The following is a 16,230-nucleotide window of genomic DNA, read 5'->3' as shown; positions in this document are numbered from 1 at the left end:
GAAATCGGCACTCAATCAGTTTACGATCATCTTCGGCGACAGGATGCCGACTTATTAACCGACAAACCCATTTACACAAAATCCTTTACAGGCCCGGAATAATTAGGGACACCCCCCGTATTTCAACCCAAAGGCGGCCACATGGCCGCCTTTGCTGTTTCTGCTTAAACTCGGGATGCTGAGGGGACGTTGGTAATTTATGTTAGTTATTGATGAAAACCCGATGGAAGCGGGCTTTCATCACTCCGGAAGAGACCCTCAAAACCGGAATCAGTCGTGGTTGACTTGCACGTCGTCGGGTGCCGGCTGCCCTTTCCCCTTTTCGAGCAGATCCTTGAGACTCAACAGGAAGACCGCCCATTTGGTCGAAGTGTGCGGCAGCCAGCCATCCTCCCGGCGCCACCCCGAATGGCTGAAGTCGACCCGGCACTGTTGATCGTCTGCCCTTAAGACAAAGGTGATCTCGGTGCCGTCCCATTCATGGTCTCCATCCCGGGCCTGCCACCGCACGAGCCTCTCTCTTTGCAGCTCAATGACTGCAAACTTCTTGCAATACTCTCCGAACCAGAACTCCAGAACGTCCCCGACCGCCGTCCCCCGGCCACGGGTATCGGCCGTCCACCACCCTGCGAGTTTCTCTCTCTCCGTCAACGCCTGGTATACGGCTGACGGAGCAGCCTTGATCCCAACTTCATGGCGAATCGTGTAGCGCTTCATCGCTTCCCTCCTTCTGTGGTCTCCTCTGCAGAGAGTGTATCACGGGGCGCAAAATCAGGGACGGCGCGCTGGGTCTGCGCAATGCGCAGACGGTCTTCTCCCTCCCCGGAAATGATGCCTCTCTAGCCGCGAAGAGCGGAATGGCGTACAATGATTCTGTAGTCATGACTCTACTATAGGAGGTGTCACCATGACAAATTCACAGGGTATGGAACTGGCGGCGATGATCCGCCAAAGGGCAGCATCGCTGCTGGAAGCCTTTCGGACGGTGGACGAGGAGCTGGCCGCGCGAGCCCCGGGCGACCGTTGGTCACCACGGATGATCGTTTCCCATCTGAGCGGTCCCGAGGGGAAAGGGCATACGGCGTTCCTCAGGCTCTTTATCGCTAAAGAGACCCCGCTGCTCGAACTGAATGCCGGCAACCCGTTCTATAGCGAAAAGCGGGCGGCCATGGATTACAGCGAACTGCTGGCAGCGTGTGAGGCGAACTATGAAGAGATGGCCGGCTTAGTCGCCGGGTTGACCGATACAGAGCTGGCGCGCACCGCTCATATCCCGGAACTGAAAGAGACCCCATTCGGCGAATACCCCTCCCTGACCGATATGATCAGGATTTTTGGGGAGTTCCACATCCAGTCCCACATCGATCATCTGCATGAGATTCTGGGGGAACTTGCCGCCAGCGGCTAGGAGCCCTGAGGGGTCATGCTTGACATTTGGGCATTTGAAACAAACTTGATACAAAAACGAAGAAGGCGGTCAATCGGCCGTCTTTTGTTTTTTGTCACATCTAAAAAACTTCTTGACCCGTCTACCACTTCACACTTTAGCGTTGTCCTCGCCATGGCCATGATATACAAAACTCATACATGCAAAGGAGAAGAAACGATGAAACCAACGGTAACTGTGGGGGAGTGGGTGGCCCGCTTCAAGGCGATCGGGAGGGAATTAGGGACACTGCCCATATTTCGTACGTTAAGGTAGCCAATCGGCCGCCTTTCTTCTTTCCGGGTTTGCTATTCCCCACTGCGATGACTCACCCCCCCTTACTCCCGCACCCAGTGACAGGTATACCCGCCTGGATTCTTGACCAGGTAATCCTGATGATCCTCCTCGGCCCGCCACCAGGGGCCGGCCGGCACGATTTCGGTCACAATCGGCCGCTGCCACTGGCCGCTGGCGTTGACCTCGGCCTTGATCTGCTCGGCAATCCGCTGCTGCTCGGCGTCGTGATAGAAGATGGCGCTGCGGTAGCTGGAGCCGATATCGTTCCCCTGGCGATTGCGGGTCGTCGGGTCGTGGATGCGGAAGAAGAAGCGCAGCAGCGTCGCGAAGCTGGTCTGGCTCGGATCGAATTCGATCCGCACCGCCTCGGCATGCCCCTCATGGTTACGGTAGGTGGCGTTCGCCACGCTGCCGCCGGTGTAGCCGACTTCGGTGGCGATCACCCCCGGCTGCTGGCGCAGCAGATCCTCCATCCCCCAGAAGCAGCCGCCCGCCAGGGTGGCAACCTGCGTCGCCGCAATCGTGTTGGCCTTCGTCGTCATGATGGTCTCTCCTTTCCCTGTCTATCCTGAAATTTATTATAACGTAAACCACGCCGGGGGCACATACCGGGAGCATTCATTCGTCGATTAGTCATCTAGAAAAATCTATGTCAGCGGCAAAAAGCGGGATCGGGTCTTCCTCTATGAAGCTTACCTGGCCATCAGGGAGGGGACGGAATTGTACTGATAAGAGCAAAAAAAGGCGGCCAATCGGTCGCCTTTTCTGAGGTGCGACAAAGAAGGAAAATTGAGGTAGAAAGAATCTTTAAAGCTGTTAGTATCGAAGAACGCTGATGACAGCGCCCTTTGTTAGCACGAAAGGAGAAAGAAGATGATGGGGACAATCTGGCGTCTTTTACTACTGGCGTTGTTGTTGAATGCGACTCTGGCGACAGGGGCATTGGCGCGGTCGGTCTATCTGGCGGATGGCGGGAAGATCGAAGCACAAAAGGTCTGGCAGGAAGAGGGGAGGATTTATCTCCTCCTCAATCGCGATAGCCTGATCTATTTCTCTCCTGAAGAGGTCAACATGCAGAAGACCTTTGCTAAAAAGAAGCAGAAGAAGGCACCCCATGCGTCCGCCAGGAAGAAGTGACGGTGAAGGTACCCGTTAGCTTCCGATTAAAAAGAGGCCCGTGAATCTGCATTCACGGGCCTCTTTACTTTAGAATTTGGCACTCCCCGGCGTGCGTGGAAAGGGGATGACGTCACGGATATTCTCCATCCCTGACAAGTACATGATCAGCCGCTCGAAGCCGAGGCCGAAGCCGGCGTGCGGACAGCTCCCCCAGCGACGGGTGTCGAGATACCACCACAGCGCTTCCGGTGATATCCCCTTTTTCGTCATCTGCGCCCGCAGTACCTCCTCCCGCTCTTCCCGTTGACTGCCGCCGATAATCTCTCCGACGCGCGGTACCAAGAGATCCATCGCCGCGACGGTGCGCTGATCGTCACTCAGACGCATGTAGAAAGCTTTGAGTTCGGCCGGATAATCGGTGACAAAGAGCGGTCCGCCGATGATCTCTTCAGTGAGGAAGCGTTCGTGCTCGCTCTGCAGATCACAGCCCCAGGCGACCGGGTATTCGAAGGATTTGCCGCTCCGCTGGAGTCTCGCCACCGCCTCAGTGTAGGTCATGGTCGCAAAGGAAGCGGTGGACAACGCTTCGAGGCGGACGATGAGCCCCGGTTCGATGCGGTCATTGAAGAAGCTCAGATCTTCGCCGCATTCGTTGAGGGCAAAGGTGACGAGGTAACGGAGGAAGTCTTCGGCGAGGGCGCAATCATCCATCAGGTCGGCAAAGGCAATCTCCGGTTCGATCATCCAGAACTCGGCGGCATGGCGACTGGTGTGGGAATCCTCGGCGCGGAAGGTCGGCCCGAAGGTGTAGATGTCGCCGAGAGCGAGGGCGCAGAGCTCCCCTTCGAGCTGGCCGGAGACGGTGAGGCCGGTCTTTTCGGCAAAGAAGTCGGCTTTCCAGTCGACCTGCCCGTCGCGCAGCGGCGGCGCTTGCGGGTCGAGGGTGGTGACGCGAAAGAGCTCCCCTGCTCCTTCACAGTCGCTGGCAGTGATGATCGGCGTATGGACATAGGTGAAGCCCCGCTCGCGGAAGAAGCGGTGGATCGCAAAGGAGAGGGCGCTGCGCAGGCGGAAGACGGCACTGAAAGTGTTGGCGCGGGGGCGGAGATGGGCGATGGAGCGGAGATATTCGAGGGAGTGCCGCTTCTTCTGCAACGGGAAGGACTCGTCAGCCGGACCGAGGAGGGTGATAACCGTGGCGCGCAGTTCCCACGCCTGGCCGCTGGCCGGGGAGGGGAGGAGTTCCCCCTGCACCGACAGACAGGCGCCGGTGCCGAGGCCGGCCGCATTGAGGCCGGCCAGATCAGGAGCGGCGACGATCTGTAACGAGGTCAGACACGAGCCGTCGTTGAGCTCGATAAAGGCGACCTCTTTGCCGCGACGAATGGTCCGTACCCAGCCGCAGACAGTAACGGCGGGTTGACTCGACGTCCCGGCCAGGAGTTCTTTGATACGGATTCGGTTCATTCTTGTCATAATAATCTCCCGGCAATTCAGCTCCATCAACTGGTAAGAAAACGGGGCGGCTCAATACTGAGTCGCCCCGTTTATGAGTCGTTACGCAGACCATAAATCAGAAGATCTCGTTCCAGCCGTGCTGATCCGCCACCTTGCCATTCTGGATGCCGGTGAGGGTTTGATAAAGTTTCATGGTCAAAGCGCCGATGCTCTTGCCGTCGCCGAAGGTGACGGTGCGATCGCGGTAGGTGAACTGGCCGACCGGGGAGACGACGGCGGCGGTGCCGGTTCCGAAGGCTTCGGTGAGGCGGCCGCTGCTGACGCCGTCGAGAATCTCGTCGATGGAGAGGGCGCGCTCTTCGACAGTCAGTCCGAAATCCTTGACCAGGGCAAGGACCGAACGGCGGGTGATGCCGTCGAGGATCGTCCCTTTTAACGGGGAGGTGACGACCTTGCCGTCATAAAGGAAGCAGATATTGGAGCTGCCGACCTCTTCGACATATTTGCGCTCAACGCCGTCGAGCCAGAGGACCTGATCGAAACCCTTCAGGGCGGCTTCCTGCGACGCCTTGAGACTGCTGGCGTAGTTGCCGCCGGTCTTGGCTTCGCCGGTCCCGCCCGGCGCGACGCGGACGTATTCGTCGGAGATCCAGATCTTGACCGGGGCGAGGCCGCCGGAATAGTAGGCGCCGACCGGGGAGAGGATGACGTAACAGAGATAGGTCTCGGAAGGGCGGACGCCGAGGTAGGGATCGGTGGCAATCATCGTCGGACGGATGTAGAGACTCGTCCCTTCACTTTGTGGAATCCAGCCTTCTTCAAGTTTGACCAGCTCCTTGATCGCACGAAGAAAGAAGACTTCATCGACGGCCGGCATGCTCATCCGCTCGGCGCTGCGATTGAAGCGTCGGACATTATCCCGGGGACGAAAGAGGGAGATCTGACCATCCGGGCGGCGAAAGGCTTTCAACCCTTCGAAGATCTCCTGGGCATAATGCAGGACGGCGCAAGCGGGATCGAGGGCAAAGGGGCCGTAGGGCTGGATGCGGGCCGAGTGCCAGCCCTGTCCGGCGCTGTACTCCATGACGAACATCCGGTCGGTAAAGAGCTTGCCAAAACCGAGCTTTGTTTCGTCGCTGTATTTGGTTTTTGGCGAGGACAGGGGGACAATATGGATATTCATGAACGCCTCCATGCAATGGATTAGACTTGAGTTTTTTATGTAGCACAGGCGCTGGCCACTGGCAAGGAGGAAAGAAGAGCCCTACAGCCGCCAGCGGTCATGGACCCAGAACCACTGCTCCGGACTCCTTCGTACCGCCGCCTCGATCTGATCGGTGAGGAGCTGCGTCGCGGCAATCACCGTCTCCGGCGCCGGATTCTCTTCCTGTGGGAAGGTGATCATCGGTGTAAAAGTGATCTCGTATCGGTGGTCCGGGAGGCGGCGACTGAAGGCCGGAACAATCGGCGTCCCCTGCTTGATCGCCATCAAGGCGATGATCGGGGTTGCATTGACCGGTCGATTAAAGAAATTGACAACCACTCCTTCGTGGCGCGAGACCCGCTGGTCAATGAGGACGGCAACGGCGCGGTTGTCGCCCAGGGAGCGGAGGATTTTGCGGGCCGCGCGTTTCTTTTCGATGGCGCGGGTGCCAGTGGCCCCGCGCAGCGCCAGAATGCGCTTCTCGACATAGGGATTCTTCATCTGCTTGTAGATTAAATCGGTGGGGATCCCATGCAGCGGCATCAAAATGCAACCCGCTTCCCAGAAACCGATATGGCCGGTGAGGAGAAAGCAGCCTTTCCCCTCTGCAAGCGCTCGCTGCACTTCTTCGATACCGTTGACCACAAAGGATTCCTTGACCGTTTGCGGATGGCGGTAAAGGTCGAGGCGCAGCATCTCGATCCCGGTGAGACCCAACTGACGAAAATTTTCCCGCAACAGCTTCCGGCACTCTTCCGCACTCTTCTCCGGAAAGGCGAGGCGCAGATTGAGCCGTGCCTTGCGGCGGCGGCGCGGCTGGGCAAAATAGATCAAGGTGCCGAGGGATCTCCCGAGCAACAACGCCAGCGGCAGCGGCAGAACACGAATGAAGGCGGAGAGGAGGAGAAAGAAAAGATATTCGCTTTGGTATCGAAGAGCGTTAAGCATCCTGCCTCTCAAGATTTCTTTTTAGCGGCGGTCGTTTCGTTCCTCGTGCCGTAGTCGTTGAGGAGGGTGGCAATCTCGTTCTGATCGCGGCGGCGGAAGGGGCCGACGACGGCCAGCTTCAAGCACTTCGGAGTGAGTAGTTCCCGTGCCGTCCTTTGCAAAGAGTCGGCAGTGATGGCGATGACCGCTTGACGATCGTCCTCTGTCGTCCGCAGGGTGCCGCATAACTCCCCCCAACCATAGCGGGTCGCCATTTCGTCGGTATGATCCTGCGAGAAGTCAAGATCGTAAAGATAGGTGGCTTTGAGGCGCTCCAGTTCTTCCGCACTGACGGGGATGGCGCGAATTTCGGTCAGAACATTGAGGACTTCCCGGATCGCTGCCACCAGATTTTCCGCCGCGACGGCGAGGTCGATAGAGAGACAGCCGCTCTCGGCAAAGAGGGAGAGAGCGGCATCAACACTGTAGGTCAGGCCCAGCTCTTCGCGCAGGCGCAGCAGGAGACGCGAGGTGCCGCCGCAGGTGAGAAGGCGGCGCAGAACGCGCAGCTCCATCTGTCGTGCATCGCTGCGTCCCGGCAAACGAAAGGCGAGCTGGACGCCGACCTGTGAATCGGAATCGTGCACCCAGACACTTTCCGGTCCGGCTTTCTCTTCCGCCGCTTCCGACCAGGGGAGGGGGAGCGGCGCCGGCTTGCCTTCCCAGTTTGCAAAGGCGGCGCTGATTGCTTGCTGTGCGTTCGTGTGGGTAATAGCTCCGGCCACGGCAATCACCGTGTTGTGCGGCGTGTAGAAGGTCTGGTGATGACGCTGCAGAGCGGCAATGCCCATCGCTGCCAGCGAGTCGCGGGTGCCGATCGTCGGCTGGCTCAGTGGATGTTCGGGCCACAGGAGGCGGGAGGTGAGGTTGTCGGCATTGATCTCGACCCCCTGTTCGTTATAGTCCTCCAGAGCTTCTTCCATGATAATGCGCCGCTCCACTTCGATCCCCTGCAACAGTGGCCGGCGCAGCAAGGAAGCGAAGAGTTGTGCGCAGAGGTCAAGGCGATCCGGATGAAAACGGGTGTGATAGCAAGTGGCTTCGGCATCGGTACTGGCATTGACTGCGCCGCCGATCGATTCGAAGGCAGCTTCGAGGCAGAAGCTTTTCGGATAATCTTCGGTGCCGCGAAAGAGCATATGTTCGAGAAAATGCGAGATTCCCCCTTCGTCTTCGCTTTCGTAACGACTGCCGACGCCGACATAACAGAGCATCTCGGCGCTGTGCAGGTGCGGCATTTCGATCGTTAACAGTCGTAAACCATTGGGGAAACGTTCAAGATGAAATTCAGTCATTGAATAAGGACCAGGATCCAGGCCGGGGCCGGATAAAAAAGGAGATGAGGGGTTTTTCCCGTCATCTCCGTAGCTATTGGTTGCAGCGTGGTGACCAAGGCACAGCAAGAACGCCAGGACTTTCTATTTTGACATTCTAGCGATTTTGACTAAAATGTCAAAATCTTCGCGCCGCCTGCTTCTCCTGCGCGGCCTCTTTGATTGTGAGGTTCCATGCCCCGACTTTGTGTTGAACTCGTCCCCCGCGATTCCCTTGCGCTGGAGCGGGAGCTTGAAATTATTCACGAGCTCTGCCCGGCCGTGCAGACCATCAACATCCCTGATCTCCTGCAATTTCCGTTGCGCAGCTGGGAAGGCTGTGCTCTGGCGCAACGCTGGTTTCCGGCGACGATCCCGCATCTGCGCGCCATCGATTTTGATCTTGAAAAGCCGCTGGCAATTGCCGAAACCCTCCGCCAACACAAGATCAGCGAGGTCCTAGTCATCAGCGGTGATAAGCCCCTCGATATGTCGCGGCGCTCCTACCGTACCACGTCTTGCGAACTGATTCGGGCTTTAAAGAAAGCCCTTCCCGCCCTTAAGGTCTATGCCGGCATTGATCCCTATCGTTCGGCCATCCGCGAGGAGCTCGATTATGTCCGCTTAAAGTGTGAGGCCGGCGCCGACGGCTTCTTTACCCAGCCTTTTTTCGATCTGCGTTATATGGAGATCTACTACGACCTCCTCGCCGGTCTTGACCTTTACTGGGGGGTCTGCCCGGTCCTGAGTGAGAAGAGTCGTGACTACTGGGAGAACCGTAATCAGGCCTTCTTTCCCCCTGATTTTCGTCACGAGCTGACCTGGAATCGCGATTTTGCCCGAAAATCCCTGGATTTCTCCGCCCGCACCGGCGCCAATCTCTATTTTATGCCGATCCGCGCCAATCTGCAGGCCTATCTCGGCGATCTTCTGCGCTGATCGGCAATGAGCGCCGTTTACTCGTCCTTCTCTGCCTTGAGGCCAAACTTTTCGATCCGGTAAAGGAAGGTTTTGTAGCTCATCTTCAAGAGCTTGGCCGCTTTACTGGCGACGCCGCCCGTCCGCTGCAGCGCCTTTTGCAATAAATCTTTTTCCAATGCTTCAAAATCAAGACCCTCTTCCGGGAGATCGACGCCGAGGGGGTTGATGGTCTTGCGGCCGACCAGCAGACCGCCGATGTCATCGAGAGTCAAGGTGCCGCCGTCACTGAGGAGGACGGAGCGTTCAATGACCGCTTCGAGTTGCCGGACATTCCCCGGCCAGCGATATTCGACCAGGGCCTTGAGCGCTTCGCGGCTGACATCGTTGACCCGACGTCCAAATTCCTGGTTGTATTTGCGCACAAAGGTGGCGACGAGATCAGGGATGTCTTCGCAGCGTTCGCGCAAGGGCGGCATTTCAATGAAGACGACATTGAGGCGGTAGTATAGGTCTTCGCGAAAAGTCCCCTTCTCCACCTCTTCTTCGAGATTCTTGTTGGTCGCCGACAAAATGCGCAGATCAACGTGGATCGTCTCCTTGCCGCCGATGCGGCGAATCTCACGATCCTGCAGGACGCGCAGCAGTTTTGACTGCATGGTCAGCGGCATGTCGCCGACTTCATCAAGAAAGAGCGTCCCCCCTTGTGTGGCTTCGATCAAACCCTCGCGACGGCCGGTGGCGCCGGTAAAGGCGCCGGCTTCATAGCCAAAGAGTTCGCTTTCAAAGAGATTTTCCGGGATCGCCGCACAATTTAGCGCCGTAAAGGGGCGGGCGCAGCGGGGGCTGTTGTAATGGACGGCGCGGGCGATCAACTCTTTGCCGGTGCCGCTTTCACCACGGATCATGATCGTCGAGGAGGAGTCGGCAACGCGACGCAGAACATCGACGATTTGCCGGATGCGGGGTGAGACGCCGACGATGCCGTCAATCTTGAAACGACTGAAGAGTTCAGTCCGCAAGCGCAGATTTTCTTTGAGGATTCTGCTCCGTTCCGAGGCCTTCTGCACCGCAAAGAGGATTTTTTCCTTGTCGACCGGTTTGGTCAGATAATCAGCGGCGCCGAGGCGGACCGCTTCCACCGCCGAAGAGATGGTGCCGTGAGCGGTAATGACGATGACCGCCGGCGGCACCGATTTTTCCGGCAGAGATTGAAGGAATTCGAGACCGCCCATCCCTGTCATCTGCAGATCGGTGAGGATGACCTCCGGATCGAGTTTTTTCAGCATCGCCAAAGCGACTTCCGCCGATTCCGCCGTCTCGGTTTCATATCCTTCGCCGCTAAGGATGGTTTTTAAGATCTCCCGCTGCAACGGTTCATCATCCACAACCAATATCTTGATACTCATACGTTCTTCTCAGGGGTGGAGAGGGGAAGGGTAACGATAAAGCGGCAGCCGACTTCCGCCCGGGTTTCGCAGCGGATTCTGCCGCCATGCTCTTCGATGATCTTGCGAGTCAGGGCGAGGCCGAGGCCGACCCCTTTGGGTTTGGTCGTAAAGTACGGCTCAAAGATCTTTTCCAGCTGCAGAGGGTCGATGCCGCTGCCGGTATCCGAGACGGTGAGGGCGATTTCTCCTTGTTGCAGCGCCCCGTGTATCCGCAGTTCACCGCCATGCGGCATGGCGTCAAAGGCATTCAGGACCAGATTGAAAAAACAGGTACGCAGCAGTTCGGGGTCGACTGCAAGCTCGGGGAGGCCTGCATATTCGCGAATAATGATAATCTCTTCCTGTACCGCCCGCGGCTGCACCAGTTCGAGAATGCTGTCGAGCATCGCCACGAGGTCGGTGCGGCTTAATCGTAGTTCAATGGGGCGGCCATATTCGAGGAAAGATTCGGCAAAGCGGCTGATTCGCTGGATCTCTCCCTTCATATTGCGCACCAGATATTCAAAACGCTCCCCCTTCGCGCTGTCGGCCGGGCGATAGGTGTCAAGCATGTGATCGATGGAGAGACTGATGAAGTTCAGGGGATTCTTGATTTCGTGGGCGACACTCCGCGCCACCTGGCCAATGCCGGCCAAATGCTCGGCGCGCCGCAACCGATCGCTCAGGTCCCGGTCTTCACGCAACTTTTCAATCATGTCGCTGAAGCTGCGCGCCAGTTTGCCGATTTCGTCCTGACGCCCGACCGGGAGCTTTTCGCCATGGTCGAGATCCCCTTCAGCGACCTTCTCCGCTGCGCGTACCACCTGTTCGAGGGGCCGCGTGTAGTGTCCGGCCAGGACCAGAGCCATTAAGGTCCCCAGCGAGAGGATGACGACGGCGGAGATGATGCGGCGAAAGAGACTGAGGCGGATAAACCCGGAAAAGTCTTCGGCATTGAGGGTGAGATGGATGTAGCCGACCGGACCTTCTTTCGAGCTGACGGGAATGACGACATTATAGTCAGGCCCGTCGTCGGTCACCGGTTGCCCGAGCTCCGCCTTGAAGATTAATTCTTTGCGTTGTTGCGAGATCCATTTTCCGACATTGTCGCTACTCGTCGAGGCGACAATGCGATCAGCGACACTGATAACGGAAATCTCCTTGACCCCTTTGTTGTTAAGGGTCCCGAGGTAGCGCTCAAGGCTCTTGGTATCATTGAGCCGGGCCGCGGTCGCGCCAGCCAGCCCGACTTGCACGGCGCGCGTCAGTTCCGAAGTCTTGCGCTGGAATTCATTAAAGAGGACCTTCTCAGTCTGGTAATAGAAAAAGACCAGAATCATTACCAGGCTCATACTCATCAAGAGCATGAGCCAGACAAGTCTGGTCCTTAACGACGGTTGTAAGAAGGGGAAGCGGAAACGCATAGTGGCCCTGCCTGAAAAGAGAGGCCATGCAGAGCAATCAGGGTTGCGCTGCCGGAATCAAGAGCGCTGACCCGACCGGTAGCGCCCAATAGAGACGCTGGGCGTCTTCGGGGCTCAGAATCAGCAGGAGTTCGGTGAAAGGTTCTTGCTTATAATGCTGCAAAACAGAATGGAGGGCACGGGAAGCTTTCCACAAAGGCTTTTCGAAGCGTTGTGCCATCGTCCTCTTGCCGTCGTCTCCTGCCGGAAGGGATTTGATCACCAGAACGCCGCCCCCTTCCAGTATCAGGGAGTAGTTGGTCGGCATGTCTGTGACTTCTGTTGCTTGTATGTCAAACTTTTTAACGACCGGAGGCGCGTTCGGATCGGCAGGAGGCGCCGGCTTGACTGCCGCCTCTTCCCCTTCCGGTGGGGGAATCTGGATCTTTTCTCGTTCCGGGACTCGATCTTTATCAACGATCAAATGCAGGCCGGGTTCTGGAAGGGGTCCCCAGGGCCGGATTTCTTTAATGGCAATGGTCGAGACGGTCATGCCGCTGGCCCGGACATCAAATTGACTCTTCTCCAGATTAAGAAAAAGATAAACCTGCTTTTTGCGGGCCAGATCATATTCCGCCTGCAGCAGGGTGTTTTTAATGGTTAAGCTGTCTGCAAGGGCATACGCCGGAAAAGTACCGCCAAGGCTGTTGCCAACCAGCAAGAGTAACAGTAATAAATGTCGCATCAGAAAAGTATAACCCGCGTCCCGATTTTTGCTGTTTTGTAAATAAATTCTATATCGTCGTCACCAAGGCGAACACAGCCGTGTGAGACGTTGCGGCCGAGCAAGCGTTTGTAAAGGGTGCCATGCAGATAGTAGCCATCACCGATGGCAACGGCATAATCACCCATGACGCCGGGCTCAGCTCGTCCTGAACCGTCTTTAGGGATCTCCTCCCCTTCTTCGATAAAGGCCCAGTCAGGCTTCATCCAAACCGGCGCGGCCTTTTTCATCCAGACTTTACGTTCGTCGCGAGGAGTTTCAAAGACCCATTTACGCCCCGACGCCGGATCTTCCAGGATATTGCCGGTGCCGCAGGAGGCGATCATTTCCCGTAAAACCACCCCGTTTTGCCACCAGTAAACCCGGTTGAGGGCGGAATCGACAACAATATACGGTTCATCCGGTTTGGCCGCAAGGGCCGCCAGCCTTTTCGTCAAAGTTGCGTTGGCTTTTTGGAGTTTGTCAGGATCGGTCGGCGCCGGCTTTCCAGCCAGGGCCGAGGCTTTTGCCGCCGGCTGCTGTTCTGCCAGGTGACTGCCATAAAGGACCAAGCCGAAAAAGAGGAGTGCGGCGAAAAGAACCAGGAGGAGGCCCACCAGTAAAAGGAGCTTGCGGGGGCGCCGGGGCGGTTTTGTCCCGCTCGCTTCGCGGCGGAAGCGGTTTGGGCCTTTAGTTGAGGCCGCGGAGTGCTGATGCAATGATATTGTCATAATCGATTGTTCCGACAATCACCACCGGGGTACCGACTTCGACCTGATCAAAGAGGTCGCGGATGTGAGGGTCTTGAAGTGAAATGCAGCCGTTGGTCATGGAGTCGTCACCACCACCATGGATTTCGATCAAATTGCCGATTCCGACATTCGCAGGAATCAACTTCTTCTTCTTGGCCAGAGCAAAGCGCTTTTGATCTTCCTGGTTGGGATAGTCGATGAGCAGGGCCTTGTAATAGCGGCTGTAGGGAAGTTTTTTTACAATTTTGTACTCCCCTTCCGGTGTTGCTTTATCTCCTGAATAGAGTTTATCCGCAAGGAAATTAAAACCGAAGCCGGCATTGAAATCCCGAACCCGGCCCCCTTTGCGATAGAGAGTCAACTGGCGATCGACTTTGCGGACAATGATGACGTCTTTGCCTTCGCGGCGCGATGCAGCCAGAGCTTCATCGACCTGTGTTTTCCAGCGGGCGATTTGCTGCCGGTCAGCGTAGCGCGCCAGCAGGGGGCGAAGCGTCTTGATCACGGCATCGATATCGATGCGGGCCGCTTCAAGTTTTTCGTTGGCTTCTTTGCTGCGGCGTTCCTTTGCCAGTCGTTTGGCGTCCTCAATCCGGATATCGGCCTGTGTCAGCTTGCGCATCGCCAGGCGGCGATCCTTCAATTCTGCCGCGAGCTCTTTTAAAAGAGTAATCCGTTTTTCCAAAGCTTCAGCGGTCTTGGAAATCTCTGCCGACTGTTGCAGTGCGACGGTCTGCACTTCCCCCTGCATCTTCTCTCCCATGGCGTGGACCTGGGCAAAGGATCGGGCAATCGGCTGATAGTCGCGAAACCAGACCATGCGCGAGCGCTCACGCGTATAGAGATCACGGGCGGAGTTCAGAGCCGACAGATATTGCTGATAACTCTCCGGGGTGTAAATAGAAGCACCGGCCCGCCAGAGTTCCGTTTCTTGCGTTAACGCAAGCTGGATCTCCGTGGGGGCCGGCGGTTCACTACATCCCGTCATCACCATCAATACTATCAGCAGAAGCCCTGTTTTAAGACGACTGCATTTCAAGGATGACGTCCTTCTTTAAGGTTTACTTGCCAGCTTTTTTTGCAGCAGCTTCGTCGATCTGGGTCGAGATAGCGTTGGCACGATCGCGGATCGAAGCAGCTTTTTCAGAAGCAGCAACGAACTCGCCCTGCTCGATCAGGGGCTCGATCGTGACAAGTTCAGCTTCCATGCCGGCCGCGTCAGCTTTCATCGCTTCGATGTCAGCAGCGGAACCTTTGCCTTTAGGGGCGGTTTCGAGTTTGGCTTTAGCGTCGGTGACGGCGGTGGTCGCTTCGGCAAGGGAGGCAACAGCCTGCTGCTTCAACTCTTCCTTGACTGTAGCGGTCTTGGCGGTGAGGGCATCGGCATCAGCTTTAGCCTGAGCAAGAAGCTGCTTGGCTTTGTCGTAGTTTTTGAACCATTTGGCTTCCTGGACTTTGATCTCTTCCATGGCGGCAGCGTACTCGTCGTTCACCTTTTTGTTGTCTTCGGCAACATACTTGGCAGAACCTTCAGCAGCAGCAGCTTCGATGGCGGCTTTAGTGCTGTTCATTTCTTCCTGGGGCGGCTTGGCGCAACCGGCGAGGGAGCTAACGAGGGCGAGACCAGCGATAAGAACGAGAAGATTTTTCATGTTGTGTTTCCTCCTGAAACGTTTGAGTTTTTCCCTTATGGGATTCATTCAGGGGATGTAGCAGTATCTGTGCCAAGACTGAAGCCGCATTATTCGGCGCTTTATTTATTTTGCTTCTCCCGATATCAGGAAACTTTCTCCTTATATGGGGATATTTCTTTGTCGGGCTGCCCTTAAATAAGAATACGCCGCTTCGTACAAAAAGCACGTATGACCATCTCGGCCTGGTTCAGGCGGGAGAGCTTCATATTGCGGAATTTCAGCGCTAAAATATCGTCGAGAGGAATCGCTTCCTGTCGCAACTCGCGGGCAACGATCGCCGTATTGCTGAGGATGAGCTTGAAATCAGCGGCGCTGTACTGTTTGAGCAGGGGCGGACTGATGAGAAAGTAGCCCTCGGCGAGGTCCTGCGCCATTTTTTTCGGGTTGCCACTGATCGCCATCGAAAGATCCGTTCAATAAGTTAAGCCGGCTTTTTTACGCACTTTGAACATGGTCTTGCGGGCGACGGAGCGGGCCTTGTCGGCGCCGGCGGCGAGGATGCGCCGCACCCCTTCCGGGTCGGCGAGGAGCTCGGCACGGCGAGCCGCGTAGGGAGCAAAGTAGTCACGGATGGTGACGAAGAGCTCTTCTTTGACGGTCCCGTAACCGAGTCCGCCGGCAAGGTAGCGACGGCGCAATGCGTCGTTCTCTGCTTTGGTCAGAAAGAGACGATAGATTTTGTAAACATTGCATTGATCCGGATCTTTTTCCGCTTCGACCGGGGTCGGGTCGGTGACGATCCGCATCACCTGTTTGCGCAGAGCTTTCTCTTCGGTAAAGAGATCGATGGCATTGCCGTAACTCTTACTCATCTTCTGGCCGTCGGTGCCGGGGACGGTCGCTACATCTTCGTCGATCTCAGGTTCCGGCAGGGTGAAGATGTCGCCATAGGCATTGTTGATCTTGATGGCGATATCACGGGTGACTTCGACGTGCTGTTTCTGATCCTTGCCGACCGGCACCTTTTCGCTCTGAAAGAGGAGGATGTCGGCAGCCATTAGGACCGGATAAGCAAAGAGGCCGTGATTGGCGGCAATACCGCGCGTTGTTTTGTCTTTAAAGCTATGGCAGCGCTCGAGAAGTCCCATCGGTGTGAAGTTGGAGAGGATCCAGGTCAACTCCTGCACCTCGGGGAGGTCGGACTGCACCCAGAAGGTACTCTTCTCCGGATCCATTCCCAGCGCGAGAAAGTTGACCGCCGCTTCCATCGTCCCTTTCGCTAAAGCCTTACCGTCGCTCACTGAAGTCATGGCGTGATAGTTGGCGATGAAACAGAAGAGGTCTTCATTCTCCTGATGATCGATCATCTTCTTCATCATCCCGAAGTAGTTGCCGAGATGAAGGGAGCCGGACGGTTGGATGCCGGAAAGGACGCGCATATTTATTAAGTACCTCACAAAAAACGGATAATGGAACCTTTGGTCGGGGCGTGTAGGCTGCAGGAACGGCCGTTACTGGGCTTACCC

At 56.6% G+C, this 16,230-nt stretch carries 18 protein-coding genes; 4 read left to right on the top strand and 14 right to left on the bottom strand.

Going from position 1 to position 16,230, the window contains the following annotated elements:
• Window positions 1-270: 270 nt before the first annotated feature.
• Window positions 271-717 carry an SRPBCC domain-containing protein gene (locus CVU69_11965; GenBank protein PKN11589.1) on the bottom strand — a complete coding sequence of 149 codons (447 nt, stop codon included), beginning with the start codon at window positions 715-717 and terminating at the stop codon, window positions 271-273.
• A 190-nt stretch (window positions 718-907) separates the two neighbouring features.
• On the opposite strand from CVU69_11965, the gene CVU69_11960 reads away from it, so the two are divergent.
• Window positions 908-1,408: a maleylpyruvate isomerase gene (locus CVU69_11960; GenBank protein PKN11588.1), complete on the top strand. Its 501-nt coding sequence runs from the start codon at window positions 908-910 to the stop codon at window positions 1,406-1,408.
• Window positions 1,409-1,423: 15 nt separating this feature from the next.
• Window positions 1,424-1,702, top strand: coding sequence for a hypothetical protein (locus tag CVU69_11955; GenBank protein PKN11587.1), 279 nt, complete (start codon window positions 1,424-1,426; stop codon window positions 1,700-1,702).
• 62 nt (window positions 1,703-1,764) lie between these two features.
• Here CVU69_11955 and msrA read toward each other — a convergent pair whose 3' ends face one another.
• Entirely contained in the window at window positions 1,765-2,265 is a 501-nt protein-coding gene (gene msrA, locus CVU69_11950; protein ID PKN11586.1) for a peptide-methionine (S)-S-oxide reductase, read from the bottom strand.
• A gap of 331 nt (window positions 2,266-2,596) precedes the next feature.
• On the opposite strand from msrA, the gene CVU69_11945 reads away from it, so the two are divergent.
• Window positions 2,597-2,860, top strand: coding sequence for a hypothetical protein (locus CVU69_11945; GenBank protein ID PKN11585.1), 264 nt, complete (start codon window positions 2,597-2,599; stop codon window positions 2,858-2,860).
• Window positions 2,861-2,929: 69 nt separating this feature from the next.
• Here CVU69_11945 and CVU69_11940 read toward each other — a convergent pair whose 3' ends face one another.
• The 4 genes from CVU69_11940 to CVU69_11925 all read right to left on the bottom strand — a co-directional run bounded on the left by CVU69_11940 (window position 2,930) and on the right by CVU69_11925 (window position 7,786).
• Window positions 2,930-4,309 carry an asparagine--tRNA ligase gene (locus CVU69_11940; GenBank protein PKN11584.1) on the bottom strand — a complete coding sequence of 460 codons (1,380 nt, stop codon included), beginning with the start codon at window positions 4,307-4,309 and terminating at the stop codon, window positions 2,930-2,932.
• A 106-nt stretch (window positions 4,310-4,415) separates the two neighbouring features.
• A complete protein-coding gene (locus CVU69_11935; protein PKN11583.1) occupies window positions 4,416-5,483 on the bottom strand; it encodes a branched chain amino acid aminotransferase in 1,068 nt (355 codons plus the stop codon).
• Window positions 5,484-5,564: 81 nt separating this feature from the next.
• Entirely contained in the window at window positions 5,565-6,452 is an 888-nt protein-coding gene (locus CVU69_11930) for a hypothetical protein (protein PKN11582.1), read from the bottom strand.
• A gap of 8 nt (window positions 6,453-6,460) precedes the next feature.
• Window positions 6,461-7,786 carry an insulinase family protein gene (locus CVU69_11925; GenBank protein ID PKN11581.1) on the bottom strand — a complete coding sequence of 442 codons (1,326 nt, stop codon included), beginning with the start codon at window positions 7,784-7,786 and terminating at the stop codon, window positions 6,461-6,463.
• 213 nt (window positions 7,787-7,999) lie between these two features.
• Here CVU69_11925 and CVU69_11920 point away from each other — a divergent pair, with 213 nt between their 5' ends.
• Window positions 8,000-8,743 (top strand): 5,10-methylenetetrahydrofolate reductase, encoded by a 744-nt coding sequence (locus CVU69_11920; protein ID PKN11580.1) that lies wholly within the window; start codon window positions 8,000-8,002, stop codon window positions 8,741-8,743.
• Window positions 8,744-8,760: 17 nt separating this feature from the next.
• On the opposite strand, the gene CVU69_11915 is transcribed toward CVU69_11920, so the two are convergent.
• The 8 genes from CVU69_11915 to trpS form a co-directional block, all read right to left on the bottom strand.
• Window positions 8,761-10,131: a DNA-binding response regulator gene (locus tag CVU69_11915; GenBank protein ID PKN11579.1), complete on the bottom strand. Its 1,371-nt coding sequence runs from the start codon at window positions 10,129-10,131 to the stop codon at window positions 8,761-8,763.
• A complete protein-coding gene (locus tag CVU69_11910) occupies window positions 10,128-11,576 on the bottom strand; it encodes a hypothetical protein (protein PKN11578.1) in 1,449 nt (482 codons plus the stop codon). The genes CVU69_11915 and CVU69_11910 overlap by 4 nt, the downstream gene beginning before the upstream one ends.
• Before the next feature lie 37 nt (window positions 11,577-11,613).
• Entirely contained in the window at window positions 11,614-12,300 is a 687-nt protein-coding gene (locus CVU69_11905) for a hypothetical protein (GenBank protein ID PKN11577.1), read from the bottom strand.
• Window positions 12,300-13,049 (bottom strand): L,D-transpeptidase, encoded by a 750-nt coding sequence (locus CVU69_11900; GenBank protein PKN11576.1) that lies wholly within the window; start codon window positions 13,047-13,049, stop codon window positions 12,300-12,302. Before CVU69_11900 ends, CVU69_11905 begins: the two co-directional genes overlap by 1 nt.
• Entirely contained in the window at window positions 13,009-14,064 is a 1,056-nt protein-coding gene (locus CVU69_11895) for a hypothetical protein (GenBank protein PKN11575.1), read from the bottom strand. The genes CVU69_11900 and CVU69_11895 overlap by 41 nt, the downstream gene beginning before the upstream one ends.
• 67 nt (window positions 14,065-14,131) lie before the next feature.
• On the bottom strand, window positions 14,132-14,722 hold the full coding sequence (locus CVU69_11890) for a hypothetical protein (GenBank protein PKN11574.1): 591 nt from the start codon (window positions 14,720-14,722) through the stop codon (window positions 14,132-14,134).
• 173 nt (window positions 14,723-14,895) lie between these two features.
• Window positions 14,896-15,165, bottom strand: coding sequence for a hypothetical protein (locus CVU69_11885; protein ID PKN11573.1), 270 nt, complete (start codon window positions 15,163-15,165; stop codon window positions 14,896-14,898).
• 12 nt (window positions 15,166-15,177) lie between these two features.
• A complete protein-coding gene (gene trpS, locus CVU69_11880) occupies window positions 15,178-16,143 on the bottom strand; it encodes a tryptophan--tRNA ligase (GenBank protein PKN11572.1) in 966 nt (321 codons plus the stop codon).
• Between the last annotated feature and the right edge of the window lie 87 nt (window positions 16,144-16,230).

The organism is Deltaproteobacteria bacterium HGW-Deltaproteobacteria-4 (assembly GCA_002841765.1).
Lineage (GTDB): Bacteria > Desulfobacterota > Desulfuromonadia > Desulfuromonadales > UBA2197 > UBA2197.
This window is presented reverse-complemented; position numbering and strand designations above follow the sequence as displayed.